21 protein-coding genes are annotated in these 20,481 nt (G+C 69.5%); 10 read left to right on the plus strand and 11 right to left on the minus strand.

Going from position 1 to position 20,481, the window contains the following annotated elements; translation table 11 throughout:
* Together ABGB16_RS16110 and ABGB16_RS16115 are read right to left on the minus strand one after the other, a co-directional pair.
* Positions 1-149 (minus strand): transposase (locus tag ABGB16_RS16110; protein WP_347668921.1); only part of this gene is annotated, 149 nt, incomplete at its 3' end.
* Between the two features lie 97 nt (positions 150-246).
* Entirely contained in the window at positions 247-687 is a 441-nt protein-coding gene (locus tag ABGB16_RS16115; RefSeq protein ID WP_347668865.1) for a hypothetical protein, read from the minus strand.
* A 225-nt stretch (positions 688-912) separates the two neighbouring features.
* Here ABGB16_RS16115 and msrB point away from each other — a divergent pair, with 225 nt between their 5' ends.
* Positions 913-1,356, plus strand: coding sequence for a peptide-methionine (R)-S-oxide reductase MsrB (gene msrB, locus ABGB16_RS16120; protein ID WP_347668922.1), 444 nt, complete (start codon positions 913-915; stop codon positions 1,354-1,356).
* 83 nt (positions 1,357-1,439) lie between these two features.
* Here msrB and ABGB16_RS16125 read toward each other — a convergent pair whose 3' ends face one another.
* The gene (locus tag ABGB16_RS16125; protein ID WP_347668866.1) at positions 1,440-3,623 is read right to left on the minus strand and encodes an MMPL family transporter; all 2,184 of its coding nucleotides are present in this window, start codon (positions 3,621-3,623) and stop codon (positions 1,440-1,442) included.
* A 540-nt stretch (positions 3,624-4,163) separates the two neighbouring features.
* Between ABGB16_RS16125 and ABGB16_RS16130 the strand changes: the two genes are divergently transcribed.
* The 4 genes from ABGB16_RS16130 (at position 4,164) to ABGB16_RS16145 (ending at position 8,130) form a co-directional block, all read left to right on the plus strand.
* Positions 4,164-4,370: a hypothetical protein gene (locus ABGB16_RS16130; protein WP_347668867.1), complete on the plus strand. Its 207-nt coding sequence runs from the start codon at positions 4,164-4,166 to the stop codon at positions 4,368-4,370.
* Positions 4,367-5,998 (plus strand): serine/threonine-protein kinase, encoded by a 1,632-nt coding sequence (locus ABGB16_RS16135; protein ID WP_347668868.1) that lies wholly within the window; start codon positions 4,367-4,369, stop codon positions 5,996-5,998. The genes ABGB16_RS16130 and ABGB16_RS16135 overlap by 4 nt, the downstream gene beginning before the upstream one ends.
* A gap of 54 nt (positions 5,999-6,052) precedes the next feature.
* A complete protein-coding gene (locus ABGB16_RS16140; protein WP_347668869.1) occupies positions 6,053-7,051 on the plus strand; it encodes a hypothetical protein in 999 nt (332 codons plus the stop codon).
* Between the two features lie 188 nt (positions 7,052-7,239).
* Entirely contained in the window at positions 7,240-8,130 is an 891-nt protein-coding gene (locus ABGB16_RS16145) for an SGNH/GDSL hydrolase family protein (protein WP_347668870.1), read from the plus strand.
* Between the two features lie 96 nt (positions 8,131-8,226).
* Here ABGB16_RS16145 and ABGB16_RS16150 read toward each other — a convergent pair whose 3' ends face one another.
* Together ABGB16_RS16150 and ABGB16_RS16155 are read right to left on the minus strand one after the other, a co-directional pair.
* Positions 8,227-8,592: an alkaline phosphatase PhoX gene (locus ABGB16_RS16150; RefSeq protein WP_347668871.1), complete on the minus strand. Its 366-nt coding sequence runs from the start codon at positions 8,590-8,592 to the stop codon at positions 8,227-8,229.
* A 143-nt stretch (positions 8,593-8,735) separates the two neighbouring features.
* Positions 8,736-8,945: a hypothetical protein gene (locus tag ABGB16_RS16155; RefSeq protein WP_347668872.1), complete on the minus strand. Its 210-nt coding sequence runs from the start codon at positions 8,943-8,945 to the stop codon at positions 8,736-8,738.
* 21 nt (positions 8,946-8,966) lie between these two features.
* Here ABGB16_RS16155 and ABGB16_RS16160 point away from each other — a divergent pair, with 21 nt between their 5' ends.
* The 3 genes from ABGB16_RS16160 to ABGB16_RS16170 are packed head-to-tail and all read left to right on the plus strand — an operon-like array spanning position 8,967 to position 11,280.
* A complete protein-coding gene (locus ABGB16_RS16160) occupies positions 8,967-9,533 on the plus strand; it encodes a C-terminal helicase domain-containing protein (protein ID WP_347668923.1) in 567 nt (188 codons plus the stop codon).
* On the plus strand, positions 9,530-10,708 hold the full coding sequence (locus ABGB16_RS16165) for a hypothetical protein (protein ID WP_347668873.1): 1,179 nt from the start codon (positions 9,530-9,532) through the stop codon (positions 10,706-10,708). Before ABGB16_RS16160 ends, ABGB16_RS16165 begins: the two co-directional genes overlap by 4 nt.
* The gene (locus tag ABGB16_RS16170) at positions 10,705-11,280 is read left to right on the plus strand and encodes a hypothetical protein (protein WP_347668874.1); all 576 of its coding nucleotides are present in this window, start codon (positions 10,705-10,707) and stop codon (positions 11,278-11,280) included. Before ABGB16_RS16165 ends, ABGB16_RS16170 begins: the two co-directional genes overlap by 4 nt.
* A 354-nt stretch (positions 11,281-11,634) precedes the next feature.
* Here ABGB16_RS16170 and ABGB16_RS16175 read toward each other — a convergent pair whose 3' ends face one another.
* Complete coding sequence (locus ABGB16_RS16175; protein ID WP_347668875.1) at positions 11,635-12,528, minus strand: T6SS immunity protein Tdi1 domain-containing protein; 894 nt, start codon at positions 12,526-12,528, stop codon at positions 11,635-11,637.
* Entirely contained in the window at positions 12,458-13,255 is a 798-nt protein-coding gene (locus tag ABGB16_RS16180) for a transposase family protein (RefSeq protein ID WP_347668876.1), read from the minus strand. Before ABGB16_RS16180 ends, ABGB16_RS16175 begins: the two co-directional genes overlap by 71 nt.
* Positions 13,256-14,020: 765 nt before the next feature.
* On the opposite strand from ABGB16_RS16180, the gene ABGB16_RS16185 reads away from it, so the two are divergent.
* Positions 14,021-14,689, plus strand: a complete 669-nt coding sequence (locus ABGB16_RS16185) for a hypothetical protein (RefSeq protein WP_347668877.1) — start codon at positions 14,021-14,023, stop codon at positions 14,687-14,689.
* A 51-nt stretch (positions 14,690-14,740) separates the two neighbouring features.
* A complete protein-coding gene (locus tag ABGB16_RS16190; RefSeq protein WP_347668878.1) occupies positions 14,741-16,027 on the plus strand; it encodes a M14 family metallopeptidase in 1,287 nt (428 codons plus the stop codon).
* 100 nt (positions 16,028-16,127) lie between these two features.
* Here ABGB16_RS16190 and ABGB16_RS16195 read toward each other — a convergent pair whose 3' ends face one another.
* From ABGB16_RS16195 to ABGB16_RS16210, 4 genes are read right to left on the minus strand one after another with little or no spacing between them, the layout of a single operon-like run.
* A complete protein-coding gene (locus tag ABGB16_RS16195) occupies positions 16,128-16,952 on the minus strand; it encodes an SDR family oxidoreductase (RefSeq protein ID WP_347668879.1) in 825 nt (274 codons plus the stop codon).
* A complete protein-coding gene (locus ABGB16_RS16200; protein ID WP_347668880.1) occupies positions 16,949-17,791 on the minus strand; it encodes an amidohydrolase family protein in 843 nt (280 codons plus the stop codon). The genes ABGB16_RS16195 and ABGB16_RS16200 overlap by 4 nt, the downstream gene beginning before the upstream one ends.
* Entirely contained in the window at positions 17,788-18,975 is a 1,188-nt protein-coding gene (locus ABGB16_RS16205; protein WP_347668881.1) for a mandelate racemase/muconate lactonizing enzyme family protein, read from the minus strand. The genes ABGB16_RS16200 and ABGB16_RS16205 overlap by 4 nt, the downstream gene beginning before the upstream one ends.
* Positions 18,975-20,351 carry an aspartate aminotransferase family protein gene (locus ABGB16_RS16210; protein ID WP_347668882.1) on the minus strand — a complete coding sequence of 459 codons (1,377 nt, stop codon included), beginning with the start codon at positions 20,349-20,351 and terminating at the stop codon, positions 18,975-18,977. Before ABGB16_RS16210 ends, ABGB16_RS16205 begins: the two co-directional genes overlap by 1 nt.
* Positions 20,352-20,481 lie beyond the last annotated feature (130 nt).

Genomic DNA, 20,481 nt, shown 5'->3' on the forward strand with positions numbered 1-20,481 from the left:
CCGATCAGGTCCCGCAGACGTTCGGCGACTGGGCCGACGAGCACGGGGCGGCGGTACTTCGGGCACCACACCACGTGGTATCCGAGGCTGTACGCCGCCCCACGGTTCGTCTGATATTCGGCCACGAGTTTAGTATACGCACGGCACATAACTAACAGAGCAGCATCAGGGCAGCGATTCACCTGCCGCCTGAAGACGGCAGCCCTCTCGCCTCAAATCGGTAGGCACCACCTCGACCGGGTCGATTCAGGCGCGCTCGTGGGTGAGGTCGAAGTCCTTCCGCCAGGACCTGCCCCCGTCCTCGGACGCCTCCCAGCGGCCGAGGATCCGGTCCTCCTCGACGTCGGCGATGAACCGCTGGTGGAGGTCCGGGTCCGCACGGGCCAGCGTCCACCGCCCGCCGTCGAAGGTCATCGCGAACTCGCGGCAGACGCCCCGGTCGTCCTGGTAGAGCGCGACGAACCGATCGTTCGCATCACTGCGACCGAGGACGAGACTCATCTCGGAACGCGCGCGCCCGCCTCCGCCGAACTCAGACCGTACGACCAGTAGCGACTCCCCGAGCCACTCGACCGTGGTGGTGCCCGGCACCTCCGTGCCCGGCGGTTCGAGGAACCAGGCGTCCGAGATCGTCGTCGTCCATTCGCCGACGAGCCCGCCGAGCCTCGCCATCTCGCTGTTACGCATCGCTTCCTCCGACCGGTCCGACGCCACCGGAAGCGCCGGCGACCAGGGCCAGCGTATGGCCAGTGCGGTGCACGACGCGTCATCGTCACCGTCGTGGTCACGAAGACGCGAGGTTCGGGCGTAGGGCGGCCGGATTCGTGGTTATTCCGGCGCGGGCGGGGTACGCGTTCGCGACCGCGGGTTGCAGGGGCTTTCTTGCCGACGGCCTATTCGGGAGGAAAAACCGTGTCACGCGAGTACCGGAGAAACCCAGAGGCGATTTCTCGGCTGTCGCCGGAGCAGTACCGGGTCACGCAGGAGGCGGGGACGGAACCGGCCTTCGACAACGCCTACTGGGACAACGAGGAGCCCGGCATCTACGTCGACATCGTGTCCGGTGAACCCCTCTTCGCTTCCGTCAACAAGTACGACAGCGGCACCGGATGGCCGACGTTCACCATGCCGCTCGAACAGGGGAACGTGGTCGAGATCCGAGACGCGAGCCTCGGCACCGTCCGCACCGAGGTCCGGTCGGCGCGGGGGGACAGCCACCTCGGCCATGTGTTCGACGACGGCCCTCCGGAGACTGGCGGGTTGCGTTACTGCATGAACTCGGCCGCGCTTCGCTTCATCCGCCGCGACGACCTTGAACGTGAGGGCTACGGCGAGTACCGCCCGATCTTCGGGTAGCCAGCAGGGCAGGAGTCCCCGCAGCGGGTGCTCGCCCCGGCGGCCACCGGACGGAGTATCCGGTGACCGCCAGGGTCCGAGGTTCAGCCGGCCGGCGTGGTCACCGGCTCCACCTGGCTGGCCGAGGACGGCTCGGTCGAGACCGAATCCGGCCGGCCGCGGTCACCGTGGCCAGGCCACCAGGCCGTGTGTCCGAGCAGCGCCGTGACCGCGGGGACGAGGAACAGGGACATGATGAATGCCGAGAGCACGATTCCTGCCGAGACGGCGAAGCCCATCTCGGTCAGGAACGACACCTGCGCGAACAGCATCGAGGCGAACGTGCCGGCGAGGATCAGACCGGCCGCGGCGACGGACGGCCCGCCGTGCAGGATTCCGAGAGCTGCGGCGGTGCGGGGGTCGTTGCCTGCCCGTGCCTCCTCGCGTAGTCGGGCGATCATGAGAATGTTGTAGTCGGTGCCGATCGCGACCACGAACAGGTAGAGGATGATCGGCAGGTTGAAGGACAGTCCTTGCTTGTCGCCGACGCCCTGGAAGGCGAGGACCGTCGCGCCGAGGGTCGCCACGAAGCCGAGACCGACGGCGAGCATCAGGTACACCGGTGCGACGAGGCTGCGCAGGAGCAGGCCCAGGATCACGGCGATGAGCGCGCCGGCGACGGGGAAGATGACCCACAGGTCGCGGTTGTTGGCGTGCCGAATGTCGGCGAAGAGGGAGCTGACTCCGCCGACCAGCGCGGTCGTTCCGGGCGGGGTTTCCGCGTGGGCGACTCGCCGCAGGTCGTCGCCGGCGACGTCGAGCGCCGCATTGGAGTACGAGCTGGTGGTCAGCAGCAGGTTGATTCGGGCGGTCGTACCGTCCGGGCTGATGGTGGCGGGGGCGCCGGTGGGGCCAGGCATCAGACTCCCGACCCCGGACACCTGAGTCAAGGACTGCGCGAACCTGTCGAGGGCCGCCGGGTCCAGGGGTTGGCCGGCGTCGGAACGTACGTAGACGGTGGTGGGGTTGAGCGCACCGGCGGGGAACCCGAGCTTTATGTCCTCCAAGCCACGTGCCGATTCCGTGCCCTTGGGCAGTTGCCCGATCTGGTCGTAATCGATCTTCAGACCGAACACTCCCAGGGCGAGCACGGCCAAGACTCCGCCCGAGGCGACGGCGACCAGGGCGGGTCGGCGCCCGGTGAAGGTGCCGAGCCGTTGGAAAATGCTTCCCCGCGGAGCGCGCTGCCAGGACTTCGACGGCCAGAAGACCTTGGGACCGATGAGCGAGACGATCGCCGGCACCAGCGTGACCGCGGCGATCGCCATCACGATCACCCCGATGGCGAGGCCGGGGCCGAGGCTCCGGAAGCCGCCGAAGAGCGCGAGCAGGAGGGCGCCGAACGCGATCACGATCGCCGCGGCGGCCGAGGCGATGACCTCGCCCACCCGGCTGACCGCTGCCGTGAGCGCTTCCTTCGGGGAGTCACCGGCGCGCAGCCGCTCACGGTAGCGGAACAGCAGGAACACGATGTAGTCGGTGCCGACGCCGTAGAGCACCACCGTGAGGATCGTCGCCAGTGATGGGTCCACCTGCATGCCGAACGCTCTGACGACCAGCGCTACCGCCGCGCCCGACACCGCCGACACCACGCCGACGACCACGACCGGCAGGAGGGCCGCGACCGGACTGCGGTAGATGACGAGCAGCAGACCGACGACCAGGACCAGCGTCACAATGCTGACAACCAGCAGCGCGTTGTCGAACGCCTCCTGATTGTCCAGAAGGAACGCGCCGTCCCCCGTTACCGCGTAGGACAGCTCCGAGCCCTTCAGCATGGACGACGTCTTGTCGCGAATCGACACGATGGTGTCGTTGAGCTTCGGGTCGGCCGGCGAGCCGCTGAGCACGATACTGACCAGCTGCACCTGCTTGTTCGGGGAAACGGCCTGCGGCCCGGTCGCCGCGGAGGTCACCCGTTCGATGCCGGCGGTGTTGAGTGCCTGCGCGAGTTCACCGACCCGCGCGGCGTCGCCCTCGGTGAGGGGTTGGGTGTCGACCCGCTTGATCACGATGGTGGCGCTGGCCCCGTTGCCCTGGCTGAACGCGCGCTCCGCCAACTCCTGCGCCTGCACCGACTCGTAGCTGGAGGGCAGGAAGCTCGCCTGGTCGTTGCTGACCTGATCGGCCAGGCGAGGCGCGAGGAACGAGCCGACGAGCAGCACGAGCCATACGGCGATGACTTTCCACGGATTCAGGACGATTAATCGTCCGAATCTTGAGAACATACGGAAACCTCCTGGCAGCGTTCGTTCGACCTGTTGCGGCATCTGGTTGTCGTGATGCTCATGGCAAGCCGAGCCAGATTACCGCTTCGCGATCACATCCGGTGGTATCACGGCATCGAGGCAACGCGTGCCATTGCGGAGACTTCCTCAGCTCCGGCCGATGTCGCCGGCCGATGGCTGAACCGCAATCACATTCCGTGTGGCGGGCGGCCGAACGGGGGCCCGCCCGCGGGTACTCGCCACCGGGTTGACCAGCACGAACGGCTTGCCGGCGCCATTGCTCGCCCCGTACCGGAAAGCGGACTCCTCCGTCGACTCACCGCGCCCTGTCCTCGTCGCCGATGACGACCTCGCCGGGGTGGGCGGGGCGGCGGAAGAGCAGCTCCGCAGCCTGGTAGTCCTGAGTGGTACCCATTCGACGTGTCCTTTCTCGGTGTCGGTATGGGCACGGTGGCCGATCGAGGTACGCGCACGCCAGGGGCGGCGTCGGCACGTCACCGAGCGCTCGGCGGCTTGCCGGGGTCTGCTACCTGTGGCTGCGTGTCCGTCATCGACCACTCGCCGATCGCGCTGCCGGGTGCGCACAAGACCGACCCCGAACCCGGCCAGCACCCCCTACCCCGGGTCGCCGACCGGACGGCGGAAGTACCCGTTGCGCCGATGGACGGCAGCTCCGACGCGACCAGAATGATCAGAGAGACGGGGACCGACACCCGTTCCTGGATCGCCGTGGAGTACCTCGCATGAGCGGCTGGCAGCTGTCCGGCTACACGCCCGTCCGTCAGCTCGGTGCCGGGGCTTCGGGCAGCGTCATGCTCGCCACCCACGACGCCACCGGCACTCCGGTCGCCATCAAGTACCTGGTGCGTGACATCGGCGACGACCCGTCCTTCCGGACCGCCTTCCGCCAGGAGGCTCGGTTGCTCGGGGAGATCGACGATCCGCACGTCTCCCGGCTGTACGAGTACGTCGAGTGCGCCGAGGGCGCGGCGATCGTCATGGAGCTGGTCAACGGGGTGTCGCTGCGGCAGATGCTGCGCGAGCACGGCCCCACCACCCCCGAGTCGGCGCTCTGCGTCCTCAAGGGCTCCCTCGCGGGGCTCGCCGCCGCGCACGCCCACGGCGTCGTGCACCGCGACTACAAGCCGGAGAACGTGCTGGTCACCGGCGAAGGGCTGAGCAAGCTCGGCGATTTCGGCATCGCCATGCCGATCGGCCAGGGCTCCGGCACCATCGTCTCCGGAACGCCCCGCTACATGGCCCCCGAGCAGTGGACCGGCGCCCCGTCCAGCCCCGCCTGCGACATCTACGCGGCCACCGCCACCTTCTTTGAGTGCCTGACCGGCCGGCCGCCCTACGACGGGCGGAACATCTTCGCCCTGCGCGAGCAGCACGCCAGCGCGCCGATCCCGACCGACCCGGCCCCGGTGCCCGTGCACGACCTGCTCCGGCACGGCATGGCGAAGCAGCCCGCCGACCGGCCACAACCCGCCCAGGTCTTCCTCGATGTCCTCGACCGGGTGGCTGGCGAGGCGTACGGCCCGGAGTGGGAGGAGCGCGGGCTGCGCGAACTGGCCCGACGGGCGGCGTTGCTCGCCGCGCTGTGGCCGTTCCCGGACGGCGCGGGCGGCGCCACCAGCGTCGCCAGCACCGCGCTCGGGGCGGGCGCCACACGTGCCCGGCGGGGCCTGTCGCAGCGGGGTCGGAAGCGGACCGCGCTGGTCGGCGGTGCCCTCGTCGCGGCCCTGCTGGCCGGTGGCGCCGGCTACAGCTACGCCGCCTACGACGACCCGACGGTCGCCGGCGGTCCGGCCGGCGCCGACCCGGCCGCGCCCGGCACTCCGGCCGCCACCCCCACACCCACCGTGGACCCCACCGCGACGGCGTCGGCCACGCCCACGCCCACGCCGCCGGCGACCCCGACCGCCACGCCCAGCCGGTCCCGCCCGCCCACCCCGACCCGCTCACCGGTACGCACCAGCGCGCCGCCGACCCCGACTCCGACCACCAGCACCGCCCCGCCCGACGTCACCGCCCCCACCGTCGGCGGCGTCAGCGCCAACCCCGGTCAACTGGAGCCGAACGGCTGCCCGTACGGCTACCGGACGAGCACCGTCGCGGCCACCGTCACCGACGACCGCAGCGGCCCGGCCGCGCTCAAGGTCACCTTCCGGTACACCCTGGGGGACGACACCGCCACCGTCCCGATGAGCGCGACCCGGCGGGGCCGCTTTCAGGGAACCCTCGGGCCGCTACCGATGCCGAAGCTGACCACCCGCATCCCCGTCCAGGTCACCGCCGTCGACGCCGCCGGCAACACCGCCACCTCCTCGACGGTGTACGTGACCCTCCAGAACTACTGCACCCCCGGCTGAGGAGTACGACGTGCCCGCTGCCCACACCGTCGCCACGACCTGGGGAGGGCTCAGGTGACCCGGCCGGAGGAGCCCACCGAGGCGCTGCCCACCCGGGCGATGTCGCCGGTCGCCGACCCGGGGGCGAGCCTCGACCCGGACCGCACCGTGGCGCTCGGCGACGCCGGACCCGCCGCGACCGCCCACCACGGCGTGCCCGACGTGACCGTTCACCTCGGCACGTCGGACGCGACCATGCGGCTCGGCGGGCCGGGCCAGACCGTGCACCTGGGCGCGTCGGACGCGACGACGCACCTCGCCAGGACCGACCGGCCCGTGGACCTCGACGCGACCGGCCGGACCGCGTACCCAGGGGTGGCCGAGCCGACCACGCGCTCCGGCGCGACCGATCGGACCGTCAGCTTCGGCGCGCCGGACGCCGCCACGACGCACTTCGGCGCGCCCGGCACCGTCACCGGGCCGGCCACCTCCGGGTACGGCGGGACGACCGGCGCGTACCTCCAGGGGTCGGCGCAGGCGCGGGCCGCGGGCGGCCCGGCCCAGCCGGCGCCCGGCGGCGAGGTGCGTTTCGGGCCCGGCGTGCCGGCCACCCCACCGGGCGCCCCTGCCTGGCCTGTCACAGCCCCGGCGAGCCGCCCGCGCCCGCTGTGGCGCCGGGTGGTCTCGGTGCTCTCCACGCTGCTGACCCTCGCGCTGGTCGCCGTGGTCGGGCTCTACCTGTGGGAGCGGCTCAGCCCGCTCGAGGTGGAGGGCGTCACGGTAGCTGTGCCGCAGCCGGCCGGTAACCGCTGCGACGTCACCGTCGACGTGGTCGCGACCGTGCGGACCAACGGCAGGGGCGGGGTCATCCGCTACCAGTGGTTCCGCTCGGACGCGTCGCCGGGCGCCCTGCTCACCGAGCGGGTCGGTCGGGGGCAGCGGACCGTCACCCTCACCCTGAAGTGGACGTTCAGCGGGGTCGGCACCACCACCGAGACCGCCACCGTCAACATCGTCGAACCGTCGCCCGTGCAGGCCGGTGCTCGGCTCGCCTACCGCTGCCGGCGGGGCTGACCGGGTTCTCCCGCCGGGTGCTCGGGGCTGGCCCGGAGCGGGCCGGACTGGACCGCGGTCCGCCCCGGGCAACGGGCTTCTCGCCCGACGGTTGTCGCGACCAGCATTGAAAAGCGCTCATAAATATTGACCATCGCCACTTACGCGGACAGAATCACGGCACCCATGATCCCCCCTTGGGAGGCGCCATGACCCGTCCCCGCCTGCCGTTCCTCCGAGCGGCCACCCGGGTGGCCGCGATCGCCGCCACCACCGGCGTGCTGCTCGCCTTCACCCCGCCCGCCAGCGCCGCCGTGCCGGCCGGACGCTACGTCGCGCTGGGCGACTCGTACACCGCCGGTCCACTCGTCCCCACGCAGGTCGACCTGAACTGCCTGCGCTCCAACCGCAACTACCCGTCCCTCGTCGCCGCGTCCGCCGGCTCCTCGTCGTTCGCCGACGTGAGCTGCTCCGGGGCGACCACCAACGACATCCTCAACAGCGGCAGCGGTTACCTGGGCATCTCCGTACCGCCGCAGCTCGCCGCGGTGACCTCCAGCACGGCACTGGTCACCGTGCAGATCGGTGGCAACGACATCGGCTTCTCCGGCATCATCAGCGACTGCGCGGAGGCCAGCCTGAGCAGCCCGTTCGGCTCGCCGTGCAAGGACAGGTACACCGCCGGGGGCACCGACCAACTGCAGGCCAGGATCAACGCCGCCGCCCCGAAGGTGACCACCGTGCTGCAGGCGGTCCATGCGGCCGCCCCGGCCGCGAGGGTCGTGGTGATCGGGTACCCGGCGATCCTGCCGGACAGCGGCTACGGCTGCTGGCCCGTGGTCCCCATCGCCTATCAGGACGTGCCGTACCTGCGCACCGTCGAGAAGTCGCTGAACTCGATGCTCGCCAGTGCCGCGGCCGCCAACAACGCCACCTACGTCGACGTGTACACCCCGTCGATCGGCCACGACGCGTGCAAGAGCAGTGGCACCCGGTGGGTCGAGGGGCTGATCCCGGAGAACTCGGCCGCCCCGTTCCACCCGAACGCCGCCGGTGAGCAGGGCATGGCCAACGCCCTGCTGACCAAGCTGAACAGCTGACCGACCGGGACGGCGTCCACCCGTCCCGCGGCCTCAGACGTGCCGGTGCTCCCCGATCACATGCGGACCGGGGAGCACCGGAGGGCGGCTGCGGGGTCAGCCCTGGCGGCGGTTCCAGGGGCCGGTGACGGCGTACGTGATGCCCGGGTTGTAGACGTTGAAGAACATGGTCCGGCCGTCGGCGGAGAACGTCCCGCCGGCCAGCTCGCCGCACTCCGGATCCCCGGCGGTGCCGACGTTGACCCGGTTACCGGCGAAGACGAACACCTCGCCGGCGGCGGTCGTACCGAGGATGTGCTGCTCCCCGATCCCGTCCTCGCACATCATCAGCCCGCCGTACGGGGACATGCAGATGTTGTCCGGGGCGTCGAACTCCGGGTTCTCCGGCGCCGGCGTGGGACGGGTGAAGATGGTCTCCAGGCGCAACGTGTTGGCCCGGGGGTCATCCGTCCCACCCGTCAAGATGCCGATCGATCTGATCCCGCCAACCATGACAGCCGGCGCGGCTCAACCCGGTCGAAACCTCGTAATCCAGCTGCTCAGGGGCCGGCGCCGGTACAGGAAGACGGCATCGCCCCTTCAGGTGGAACCACCGGCCTGAGCGATCACGGGAGGAAGGGCGCGAGCCAGGGGACCGCCACGACGAGGGTGACGACCACCGGGACCAGGACCGCGCCGAACGCCATACCGATCGCGGCATAGGTGCCGGCCTCGTCGGGGCGCAGACCCACCCGGGACGTGGTGATGACCAGCTTGTCGCCGCGTGGCCCGCCGAGGGCGCTCACCCCGGACCGGCGGCGGGGAGGACCGAGCACCCGGGAGGTTCCCGGAATGGCCTGTTCGCCTCTCCGTTCGCGATGGTCGACACTTCGGATCATCCAACGGAAAGGCGCGCGGAAACCGCTATGCGGGGACTCGGCGAGGCAATCCGGCACGGCTACCGGAACGAACTCGAGGCGGAGATCATCGTAAGCCTCGTGAAAGGACTCGAACGACAGTACCGGGATTGGGCGGTCATCGTCCCCTTCAACGCACAGAAGGAACTCGTGATCGAGCGCCTCACGGCCAGCATGGGTGCCTCGTCGCGGATCGCCGACAACGTCGGAAGCGTCGACTCCTTTCAAGGCGGGGAACGAGATCTCATCATCTTCGGTTTCACCCGCAGCAACACCCAGGGCGAAATCGGTTTCCTCAAGGAACTACGCCGCTTCAATGTTGCAATCACGCGGGCCAAACAACAGTTGGTGCTCGTGGGTGACCTCAGCACACTCCACCGCGCGAAGAACAAGGCGTTCCGCGACGTCATGCACGCGCTGAGCGACCACCTCGCCCGCGCTGGGGATCGGCGCCCCTCCCAGCAGGTGACCGCCGCCCTCGACTCGATGACCGGAGAGCTGTCATGAAGCGTGTCATCTACCCCGCGACACGAGCAGTGGAAAACGCTGTCTCGCTGCCGGGGATCAGACCGATCCGGCTCTTTCCCGTGCTCTGGCCACTCTGGCAGGTGGAGACCACCGCGGAGGTCTACGACAAGCAGGACTTCGAACTCATCGACCACTTCATCGTGCGCGCTATTCACGAAGGCGACATTCATCACCGATCCGAGCTCATCCACTTCCTCGGTCTTCCCGCCGGGCTCGTCGAGCGTTGCCTGGCATTCCTCCAACGCATCGGCCATCTCACCATGACCGAATCCGCGCTACACCTGACCGATCTCGGTCAAAGGTCGGTCAACGAAGGAGTTCGGTATGTCGCCACGATGAGCCGACTGACGATCCTAGTCGAGCGACAGACGGGGGCCCCGTTCCCGCGCCCGTACTACGACGGCAACGTCCCCGTGCTGGACACCCCGGAGATCGAGGAAGGGCAGGTCGCCGACCGTACCAGGTTTCGGCCGGTCGTCACCACCGCCCAATTCAACCCGCAGGTTGTCCAATGGCTGGCGAACCGCCCCGACCGGGCCCAGTACAACCTCCCCAGCCAGTTTCGAAACCTTCAACAAAGCGCCGTCCGTGAGGGGTTCCTGCCCAGCTATCTGATCGAGACGGCCGACCACAGGATCCTGGCCTACACCAACGTTTCCGAGAAGCGAGACGAATTCCTGGAGGGGCTTTGCACCAAGACATCGGTTGAACACCTGATCGAGGCCCAGGGATCCAGCGACCCGGCGGACGTATGGCGGAAATGGCTCGCCCAGTCGACGACGTTCGCTGCCGGCAGACTGCAGAAGACTCGTGCCGGCATCTGGCAGGTCGTCCTCCCCGGCACCGCCTTCGGAGACCCGCCGAGGATTTCCCTGTCACGCATCGGGTCGTACCAGTTCCGGGACAACCATTTCATCCAGATATGGTGCGCCGATGTCGAGATACGCCAGAGAGCGCTCAAGGAACGCTCACTCGGCATCGCCACCCTGCCCGAAGTCACCTGCCAGGCAGACCTCGAAACCCGTATCCGCGACCTCGCCGGCAACATTGAGGTTGCCGCGGTGTCCATCGCCGAACTTCGCGAGTACGCAGAGTCCAAGGGTGACGAGAGGCGTCTGAGCCGCCTGCTCAGCCTGGCACAGGAGCGAGCATGACCAACCAGCTCGACGGACCGGAGCACGGACGCCCACAAGAACAGCACGACAAAGGCAGCCGCCGAAAGGAAGAGGAGGAGGACGACGCCTGGCGGACGCGGCGCCGTCAGCTCGAAGAAGACACCTGCTGGGACGAACAACGCGAGGAAGACGACTACTGGGAGGAGCAGTACCGACGGCAGCAGGCGGAGGACGAAGAGGAATACTGGGAGGAACAGCGCCGACGGCAGCAGGAGGAAGAGGACGAAGAACTCCGCCGACAGGAAGAGGAAGACGCGTACTGGGAGCAGCAGCGCCAATGGGAGGAGGAAGAAGAACGCCGCCGCCTGGAAGAGGAGGAAGACGCGTACTGGGAGGAACAGCGCCGCCAAGAGGAGGAAGACGACGATTACCTGTACGGCTACGGTTCCACCTCCCCGTATCCATATCCGGTTTCCGCCCCGCACCCGTATCGCCCGAGGCGCCCGCCATCTTCGGGGATTCGGGTTGGCATCGTCACGCTGATCGCCATGTTGATTCTTTGCGGGTGGTGCGTCCTAGCTTTCTCCGGTATAGCAGCTTTGACGGTATGAACGGTATTTGCCGAGCACCGCCCGCCGTACCCGGGCTTCCTGCTTCGGGTCCAGGGCCTTCCGCTCACCCGGACGTCGGCCCCGCTTACCGGCCTTGAGCGCCCTGTTCCCTCACGGTCGAAGGCGTTGACCCAACGCGAGACCGCCTGCGGTGACACACCGAGCACTGTGGCCACCGCCGCCTGGGTATGCCCCGCCTTGACCGCCGCGACAGCCCGACGGCGCAGATCCTCTTGTGCCTGAGGAGAAAGCCGCCGCGCATCCCGCACCGTAACGCCCATACACTGACAAAGATAACAAACTATTTGCGTTACGCCTCAAATGACCGTCGAGTCTGGTGGACGCCGGCTACCGCTATTGGCGGCGTTGTGCCGCCGCCGCGGTCAGGTCCGCAGCCGGGGTGCGTTTGCCGGTGCGCCATGCTGCGATCATCTGGTCTCGCTCCAACGCCGACGTACCGAACAGCAACGCCCCGTCGTGACTGATGATCAGCTGAGCACCGCCGAAGCCCATCTGCCAGACGTACACCGCCTGCTCACCAGGCAGGCGTTCGATGCCAAACTCCAGGCCCGGCTGTAGTGCGTCGAGCTGCTGCTCGCCGAGCACCGCCCACTCCTTCTCCCCATCGGTCAGCGCTCCGGTGCCCGCGGCCACCCGGCCCCTCGGTAGCGGCTCGTCCTGAGGCGGGTCGACCTCGTCGAGGTCCAACGGCGCGCCGCCGGTCTGTACCAGGAACAACAGATGCTCCTTCAATCTGCGCCGCACCACATTGTCCGCAACCTCCGACCCGCCCATCGCCAGCGGCAGCTTGAACCCGAAGCACTCGTCGATCGCCGGTTCACCCAACGTCGCTACCGCGTCGTCATAGCACTGACGTTGGAGCCTCGTCTGCTGCGCGTGGCGATCCTCCAGGTGATCGAAGATCAAGTCTGACACGAAGCCGGAGTGTTCGACGTAGAAGCCGTACCGGTACAGCACGAGCACGTAGGTGTCGTCGTACTGCACCACGAGGTCGCCCCAGGCGGTCGTGAAGAGCGGGATCGCACCGGGATGCGACGGGAGGATCATCTCCATCACCGGCAGCAGCAGCGCCGGATCGATGAGGCGCACGAAACCGTCCTGAGTGACCAGGGCGCCCTCATTCTTCCAGGCCTCCTCGATGCCGGGGGAAACGATCTCACCAAAACGCTCGACGACCTCGGCCGAGATGCTCCCCACCACCCGGTGGCCGTGCTGAAAGTGGCTCATAGCGCCTCTCTGACCGTGACGTTCGGTTGATCACCCCACACGATAATGACGCACGAGGCGGCGCCGCGAACACCCACTCGGTGTCACGACCTAACTTGATCTTTAACCCCTGTGGGTCTTGTGGGGACCCTGACCGATCATGGAAACAGCCCTTGGTCGATACCTGGGCGAGCAGGCCTTGTCCGCCGGACAGATCCACGAAACCAACGTGCCACCGGTCCGCGGTCGTGGTCCACGAGCCGGCCTGGGCGTCCCAGCTCCAGCGTGGCTTGCCGCGTCGGACCTCGTCGATGCCGAGCACCGTGACCGGCTGCGGCTCGTCCGGCAGCACCGCGGTTGCGTGGGCGGTGAACGCCCGCGCGACGACCGGCCATGAGACGCCGTGGTCCCGGGCGGCCTGCACGATCGTGCGGCCGCCGTCGGCGACTGCGGCACCGGCCGCCTGCCGTAGCCGTGTGGTGAGCCGGGATCGGGCCGGGACCTGGGCGACCTGCTCGGTGAAGGACTTGCGTGGACAGGCCGGGGTCGGGCAGTACCAGCGCCGTTTGCGCCAGCGCAGCCGCACCGGCCGGCCGCCGACCGGCAGATCCCGCGGCCGGGTCGTGGCCCACTGCTTCACCCGTGCCGCCCGCTGCCCACACTGCGGACAGCATCGCGCCTGCTCACAACCGGTGGACAGGTCCACCACCGGGACGCCCGCGTCGTCCACCTCGACTCGGTCGGCCACCAGGCCGTCCAGCCCCAGCAGCCGGGTCGTATCGTTGACCATGCTCGCAGCTCTTCACTTGTGACCATCCGAATTCGACACTCAGATGATCGCCGATGAGCTGCGAGCCCTTCACGCTCGGGTCAACTCCAGCCACGAACCCCGCTCAACTTCGAAGAGCCGGTATGAAGGGCTCGGGATCCGGTCGTGCGGCCGGCTTCGAAGGAGTCGAGGAGCACCGCGAGACCGCCCACCTGGCGCTGCCAGCCACGTCGCGACACGCTGCTTGACTGTCGCCCGGCTCGCGCTCGGCGCGCCTGGTCTCCGTCATGGGCGCTCGCCCGTACATCCGGTGGCCTCGGCCGCTCCGCCCAGACGAGCTGACCTGCGCTGCGACGCGGTTCCCCGCGCCCGCCGACCCGGCAGGGCAACGGCGTGCCTGAGGTCGACCCGCAAGCTCAAGGAGTGCTCAAGACCCTGTTCACGGCGCCCGTCGATGCGAGAAATGCACATACGCTCACCGCACCCACCCCGCCCACAGCCCACGCCATCCGGCCACGGCGGCGATCGCCGCCGCGCCAGGACTCGCCGTGGGCGGACCCAACCCTACCGTCCTGAACAGATCGGCCCGGCCCGCATGTGCGCCGGCCACGGCATCAGCCACGAACAGAAGGAGGGGAGCATGCGACGCAGGCGACTGCGCATCGCGCTTCTCGCGCTGCCCGGCCTGGTGGGGAGCGTCCTCATGGCGACCGCGCCCGCGGGCGCGAATCCCGCGGAGTCGACGTGGAGGCACGGACCACCCAAGGGCAGCAGACGACCCCGGTCATCACGATGCAGCTCGAGAACGACTCGGGCCCCGGTACGTCGTTCGGCTTCGCCCGGACGATGAGCCGGTTCGTCGACTCCGGGCAGTACATGTTCCACCGGAACCTGTTCAAGCTCGACGCGCGCCCGAGCCAGGTCCGGGTCACGAGCGCGACCGGCGGCGTCGCCACCGGCTACGTCTCCAACTGGCTCGAGGACGCTCCGCTGCCCCTGACGGCGGATCCGGCCTACAAGTGGAACTTCGTCGACGGCTACAAGCACCCGCAGCAGCTCTACCGCCGCGCCGAGGAGATCGCCCGCCAGTACCCGGACGTCGCCGAGATCGTCTACCTGCCGTACAAGACGAACGGCTACCAGCGCAAGGCGCAGGCGACGATCGGCGGTACCGGGCAGGCCGCGGTCGTCGTCAGCTCGGCGGCCTGGGGCCACGAGGGCGGCAACGACATCACCGTCGAATTCGCGGACCGGCCGGGGGCGAACCTCCCGCTCACCGTCGAGGTGGCGGGCAGGGCGGTCCGTGTCCTGCTCGCGAAGGACGCCTCCGGTGGGCTCGCGAGTACGGCCGCCGAGGTGGCGGCGGCGCTGCGGCCCCGGTCACAGGGCCTCATCGACCGGGCACACCCATAGCGCACCAACGCGGGCACCGGCATCGTCGCGCCGACCTCCGGCCCGGTCGCGTTGACCGACTTCCTCGACCAGAAGCGTGCCGGCGCACCGGAGGGCGAGGTGCCGCGCGGTCCGGCCACGATTCCTGTCCTCCGCATCGGCAAGCACCGCGACGGCAGGAACCCGGGTGTCCTGATCCAGGCGCAGGACCACGCCCGCGAGTGGATGCCCGCGACGACCACGCTGGAGACGGCCGAGCGCCTGGTGCACAACTACAGGTCCGACTGGGAGACGAAGAAGATCGTCGACAACACCGACATCTTCCTCATCCTGTCCAACAACCCCGATGGGGCGAACTACAGCTTCTACAACTTCGCCTCGCAGCGCCGGAACATGACGAACCACTGCGCGGACGACAACGCCGACCCCGCCCGGCGCAACTCCTGGGGCGTCGACCTGAACCGGAACTACCGGGTCGGGTCGGGCCACGACGGCTACTCGGGCGCGTCGACCAGCTGCGTCAGCGACACGTACCAGGGACCGGAGAAGCTGTCCGAGCCCGAGTCGAAGAACATCATCTGGCTGGTCGAGAAGTACACGAACATCAAGTTCATGATGTCGGTGCACTCCAACGGCGGTCAGTTGTTCTGGCAGCCCGGCGCCTACATCGCGGACGGACGGATCACCACGCCGCGCCCGCCGCTGGGTGACGAGGCGTTCTACTGGCAGTCGGCCGCCAGGATCCTGTCGCAGGTCAAGGCCCACCGGCAGACCGTCGTCACGCCGGAGAACGTCGGCGGCTCGTCGGACGTCCTCTACTCCTCCGCCGGCAACGTGCGCGAGGACCTGTACCACACGTACGGGATCTACGCCTTCGGCTGGGAGGTAGGCGGCTCGATCTACAACCCGGCCACCGGCAACTGGCAGGGCGGCTCGTTCCAGCCGGCGTGGGTGGGAAATCCGGACCTCGTCAGCGGCCACGCCGAGACGATGGAGTACGCCAACGGGATCATGGAGATGTTCCGGATCGCGGCCAAGTGGGGCAAGGACAAGACGAAGCCGACGTCCCGCCTCGTTCCCGGCGGCGGGGCATACCCCGGGTCCGTCGACGTGCGCTTCGAGACGAGCGAGCCAGCCACCATCTACTACACGACGGACGGCACCCGGCCCACGCTCGAGTCGCCGCGCTACGAGGCGACCGAGTTCCGTGAGCCGGGGCAGGTGTTCCACGTGACCGAGACGACGACGTTCCGCTGGTTCTCGGTCGACACCGTCGGCAACATCGAGAAGAACTACGACCCGACGAAGAACGACACGCGCAACAACTACCGCACGGCGACGATCACGATCGAGAAGTGACGTCCATCCGGTGACCATTGCCTCGTCAGCGCGGTCCCACCCACGCTGGCGAGGCAATGTCGCGCGTCGAAGTGGCCACGCCGGCCACGCGGCTCGGCGGTCAGAGGGTGCTGCGGTACGGGGGCATGAACCGGAGCCGGGGCATCTGGTCGGCGAGCACTCCCCCGTCGACAACCAGGTGGGTGCCGTTGATGTAGCGGCCGGCGTCAGAGGCCAGGAGCAGGAGCGCGCCGACGCAGTCGTCCGGCGTGCCGTAGCCACCGCGCAACGGGATCCGCTCCTCCCAGGCGGCCTCGAACGCCTGCCGGTCCAGGGGGAACTCGCCGTCGATCGGGGTGGCGATCATGCCGGGGGCGATCGTGTTCGCGGTGATCCCGTGCGGTCCCAGCTCGGCGGCGAGCGAGCGGGTGAGCAGCTCGACAGCCCCCTTCGAGGCGTTGTAGTGGGCGAGCCCCGCTTCGGCCGTCAGCCCGTTCTTCGAGGAGATGTTGACGATCCGGCCGGGCACCCCGTCGGCGATCATGTGCTCGGCGACGCGTTGCGCGAGGAAGAAGACCGCGTCCACGTTCACCCGCATCACCTCCCGCCAGGCGGCAACCGTGATCTCGTTGAAGTGCTCCAGCCGGGCCACGCCGGCGTTGTTCACCAGGATGTGCACCGGGCCGCGGTCACGGCGTACCTCGTCGGCCCACGGGCCGATCCCGGTCGTGTCGGACAGGTCGAACTCGTACGGGTGGCAGGTCCGGCCGTGCCGCGTCACCGCGGCCACGACCGGGTCGAGGTCGGCACCGGGCCGGTCCACCAGCACCAGGTCGGCGCCGGCCGAGGCGAGGCCGACCGCGAACGCGGCGCCGAGCCCCCGCGCGGCACCGGTCACCACGGCCAGCCGGCCGGACAGGTCGAAGGAGGGCGGGACGACGGTCATGCCAACCCCAGCAGGTCGAGCGACGGACGGTGGATCAACTGCTCGATCTGCTCGGTGTCGAGCGGGTCGAGGCCGGGGATGCCAGGCACCCGGCCCACCGCCCGCAGGCCCTCGATCGAGGCGTCGACGGTGGTGAACGGGTAGTCGCTGCCGAACAGCAACTTGCCCCACACCCCGTAGTCCTGCACCAGCCGCAGGCTGTGCCAGAGCTGGAAGGGGCGGTAGTGCAGCGCGGAGACGTCGGCGTAGACGTGCTGGTGCTTACGGATGACCGCGATGCACTCCCCCTCGTACGGGTGGCCGAGGTGGGCCAGCACCATGCGCAGCTCGGGATGGCGGATGGCCACCTCGTCGAGATGCACCGGAAGGGCGTAGCGCAGCGGCGCGGCGGAGACGAAGGTGGTGCCCGTGTGCACCAGCAGCGGCAGGCCGTGCCGCTCGGCGTAGGCGTAGAGGTCGTCGTAGGCGGGGTCGGCGGGGTCGAACCCGGCGTACATCGGCATCAGCTTGATGCCGCGCAGGCCGAGATCGCGGTGCCCGTGCTCCAGCTCGTCGCGCCAGCCGGGCTGGGTGGGATCCAGGGCGAGGTAGCCGACCAGCCGGTCGGGGTGGGCCGCGACGTACGCGGCCACGGCGGCGTCGTCGACCCAGAGGCCGGAGCGGCGGGCCTTGCCGCCGACGACGACGGTGCGGGTGTCCGGCGGTGCGGTGGCCGCGTACTGCGACCACCGCACCGTCAGGTCGACCTCGCCGCCGTGCGCCCGGGACGCCTCGGCGGCGAACGGGTCGCCGACGTGCTCCGGGCAGTCGAACAGGTGCGAGTGCACGTCGACGATCATCGCCGGTCCCGTTTCTCCCACCCCTCGGCGAACATGTTCCAGAAGCCGTGGCTCGGCGGATGTTCGGCGAACACCTCGTCGACCAGTTCGACGCCGAGGCCGGGGGCGGTGGGCAGGTCGATGTGCCCGTCGACCACCGGCAAGGCGCCGCGTACGGCGGCGAAGACGTAGTCCTCCAGCAGGCCGTCGAACGTCTCCAGGATCTTGAAGTTGGGCATCCCGAGGACGGCGTGCACGGAGGCGGTGGTGCACAGCGGCGAGTTGGAGTTGTGCGGGGCGACGACCATGGCGTGCTGGTCGGCGACGGCGGCGAGCTTGCGCACCTCGGTGAACCCGCCGGCCATGGACAGGTCGGGCTGGATGATGTCGACGGCGTCGGTGGCGAACAGCCGGGCGTACTCGTAGCGGTTGTGGAAGTGCTCGCCACCGGAGATCGGCATGGTGGCGCGGGCGCGCAGCTCGGCGTACCGCTCGATGTGCGTCCACGGCAGCGGCTCCTCGAACCAGCCGAGGTCGAACGGCTCCAGCTCGCGTACCAGCCGGGCGGCGGTGTGCATGGCGAAGCGGGCGTGCCCCTCGACGAACAGCTCGATCTCGGGCCCGACGGCGTCGCGGACGGCGGCGACGATGTCGATCGAGCGGCGCAGCTCGGTGCGGGACAGCTCGCCGAGGCCCGCGCCGAACGGGTCGAACTTCAGTGCCGTGTACCCGGTGGCGACGGTGGCGACAGCCCGCTCGGCGAACGCGGCGGGCTCGCGGTCGCCGGTGTACCAGCCGTTGGCGTACACCCGGACGCGGTCGCGGCACGCCCCGCCGGTGAGGCGGTACACGGGCACGCCGAGGGCCTTGCCCATGAGGTCGTAGAGGGCCTGGTCGACGCCGGAGACGACGATCCCGCCGATGTCGCCGCCGCGCAGGAAGTCGCCCTGGTACATGCGCAGCCAGATCTCCTCGACGTCGAACGGGTCGGCGCCGATCAGGTGCCGCCCGGCCATCGCCTCGGCGAGCTGGCAGGTTTCCCGCGCCCGGTACGGGTGGGTGATCTCGCCGACGCCGGTCAGCCCGGCGTCGGTGTGCACCCGGACGTAGGAGAAGTCGCGCCAGGCGGTACCGAGGGTGAGGGTCTCCACCCGGCTGATCCGCCCGGCGGGGCCGACGGGACGCGTCCTGTCGACGGTCAGCATCAGGACCGCCCTTCCCCGCCGGCGGTCGCGCCGCCCATGGTGGCGGTGCCGGCCAGCTCGGTGACGCCGCCGCTGGCGAGGGTGTCGCGGACGGCTGTCCGGGTGGCCTCGACGAGGTGGTCGATGTCGGCGTCGGTATGGGCGTACGAGATGTGGTTGCGCTTGAGGTTCAGCGGCAGCTCGAAGATGCCGTGCTCGGGCATCCGCCGACGGTAGCCGATGAACATGGCGGCATCGTTGCGCAGCAGGTCGTCGTAGCTGCGCGGCGCCGGTCCGGGCATGAAGTAGGTCACGAAGACGGAGCCGTGGCCGGTGACCACGGCGGGGACGCCGAGGTCGGCGAGGACCTCGGTGATGCCGGCGCGGGCCCGCTCGCCGAGCCGGTAGACGTGCTCGTGCACCGGCTCGGTGCGCAGCTTGCCGAGGGTGGCGAGGGCGGCGGCGACCACGGCGGGGTGCCCGTTGTAGGTGCCGGCGAAGAAGGCGGGGGCGCCGGGGCGGGTGCTGAACAGGTCCATCAGGTCGGCCCGGCCGCCGAGGGCGCCGATCGGGTAGCCGTTGGCGATGGCCTTGCCGAGGGTGGTCAGGTCGGGGGTGATCCCGCTGATCTTCTGCCAGCCGCCGAGGTCGTGCCGGAAGCCGGTGATCACCTCGTCGAAGACCAGGACGCTGCCGGCGCGGGTGCACTCGTCGCGCAGGGCCTGGAGGAACTCCTGGTCGGGCAGGAGACAGCCGACGTTGTGCGGTACCGGCTCGACGATGACGGCGGCGATGTCGTCGCCGTGGGCGGCGAAGGCGGCCCGGACGGCGGCCACGTCGTTGAAGCGCAGCACGAGGGTGGCGTCGAGGACCTCGGGCAGGATGCCGGTGGAGATCGGGTCGGGCACGCCCACCCGGTCGGGGGCGGAGATGACATTGAGGCTGACCGAGTCGTGCCAGCCGTGGTAGCAGCCCTGGAACTTGACCACCAGGCGCCGGCCGGTGGCGGCGCGGGCGACCCGCAGGGCGTGGAAGGTGGCCTCGCTGCCGGTGCTGGTCAGCAGCGCCTTCTCGATGCTCGGGACCAGTTCGGCCAGGGTTTCGGCGAGTTGTATCTCGCCGTCGGTGACGGCCACACCGCACAGGTCCAGCCGCTTGCCGGCATCGGTGACGGCGGCGTTGACGTCGGCGTCGTTGTGGCCGAGCAGGGGCGGCCCGAAGGCCGCGTGGTAGTCGGTGTACCGGCGTCCGTCGGCGTCCCAGAAGCTCGCGCCGGAGGCGCGGGCGATCACCAGGTCGGTGAGGCCCGGAATGCTGCGCTGCCCGCTGTTGACGCCGCCGGGGATGACCCGGCGCGCCCGCTCGGCGAGGGTGGCGCCGGCCGATCGTGAAATCACACCTTCTCCTCATCGGTGCGGCGCGGCGACCCAGCCCGGTCGCGACGCCGCGGTTTGTCCGCCGCAGGAGGAACCAATCGAGTTTCGAAACACCGTTCGGCATCACCAAACGATGTTCGGCATACTAGGC

The sequence above is a fragment of the Micromonospora sp. B11E3 genome, from assembly GCF_039871625.1.
Lineage (GTDB): Bacteria > Actinomycetota > Actinomycetes > Mycobacteriales > Micromonosporaceae > Micromonospora.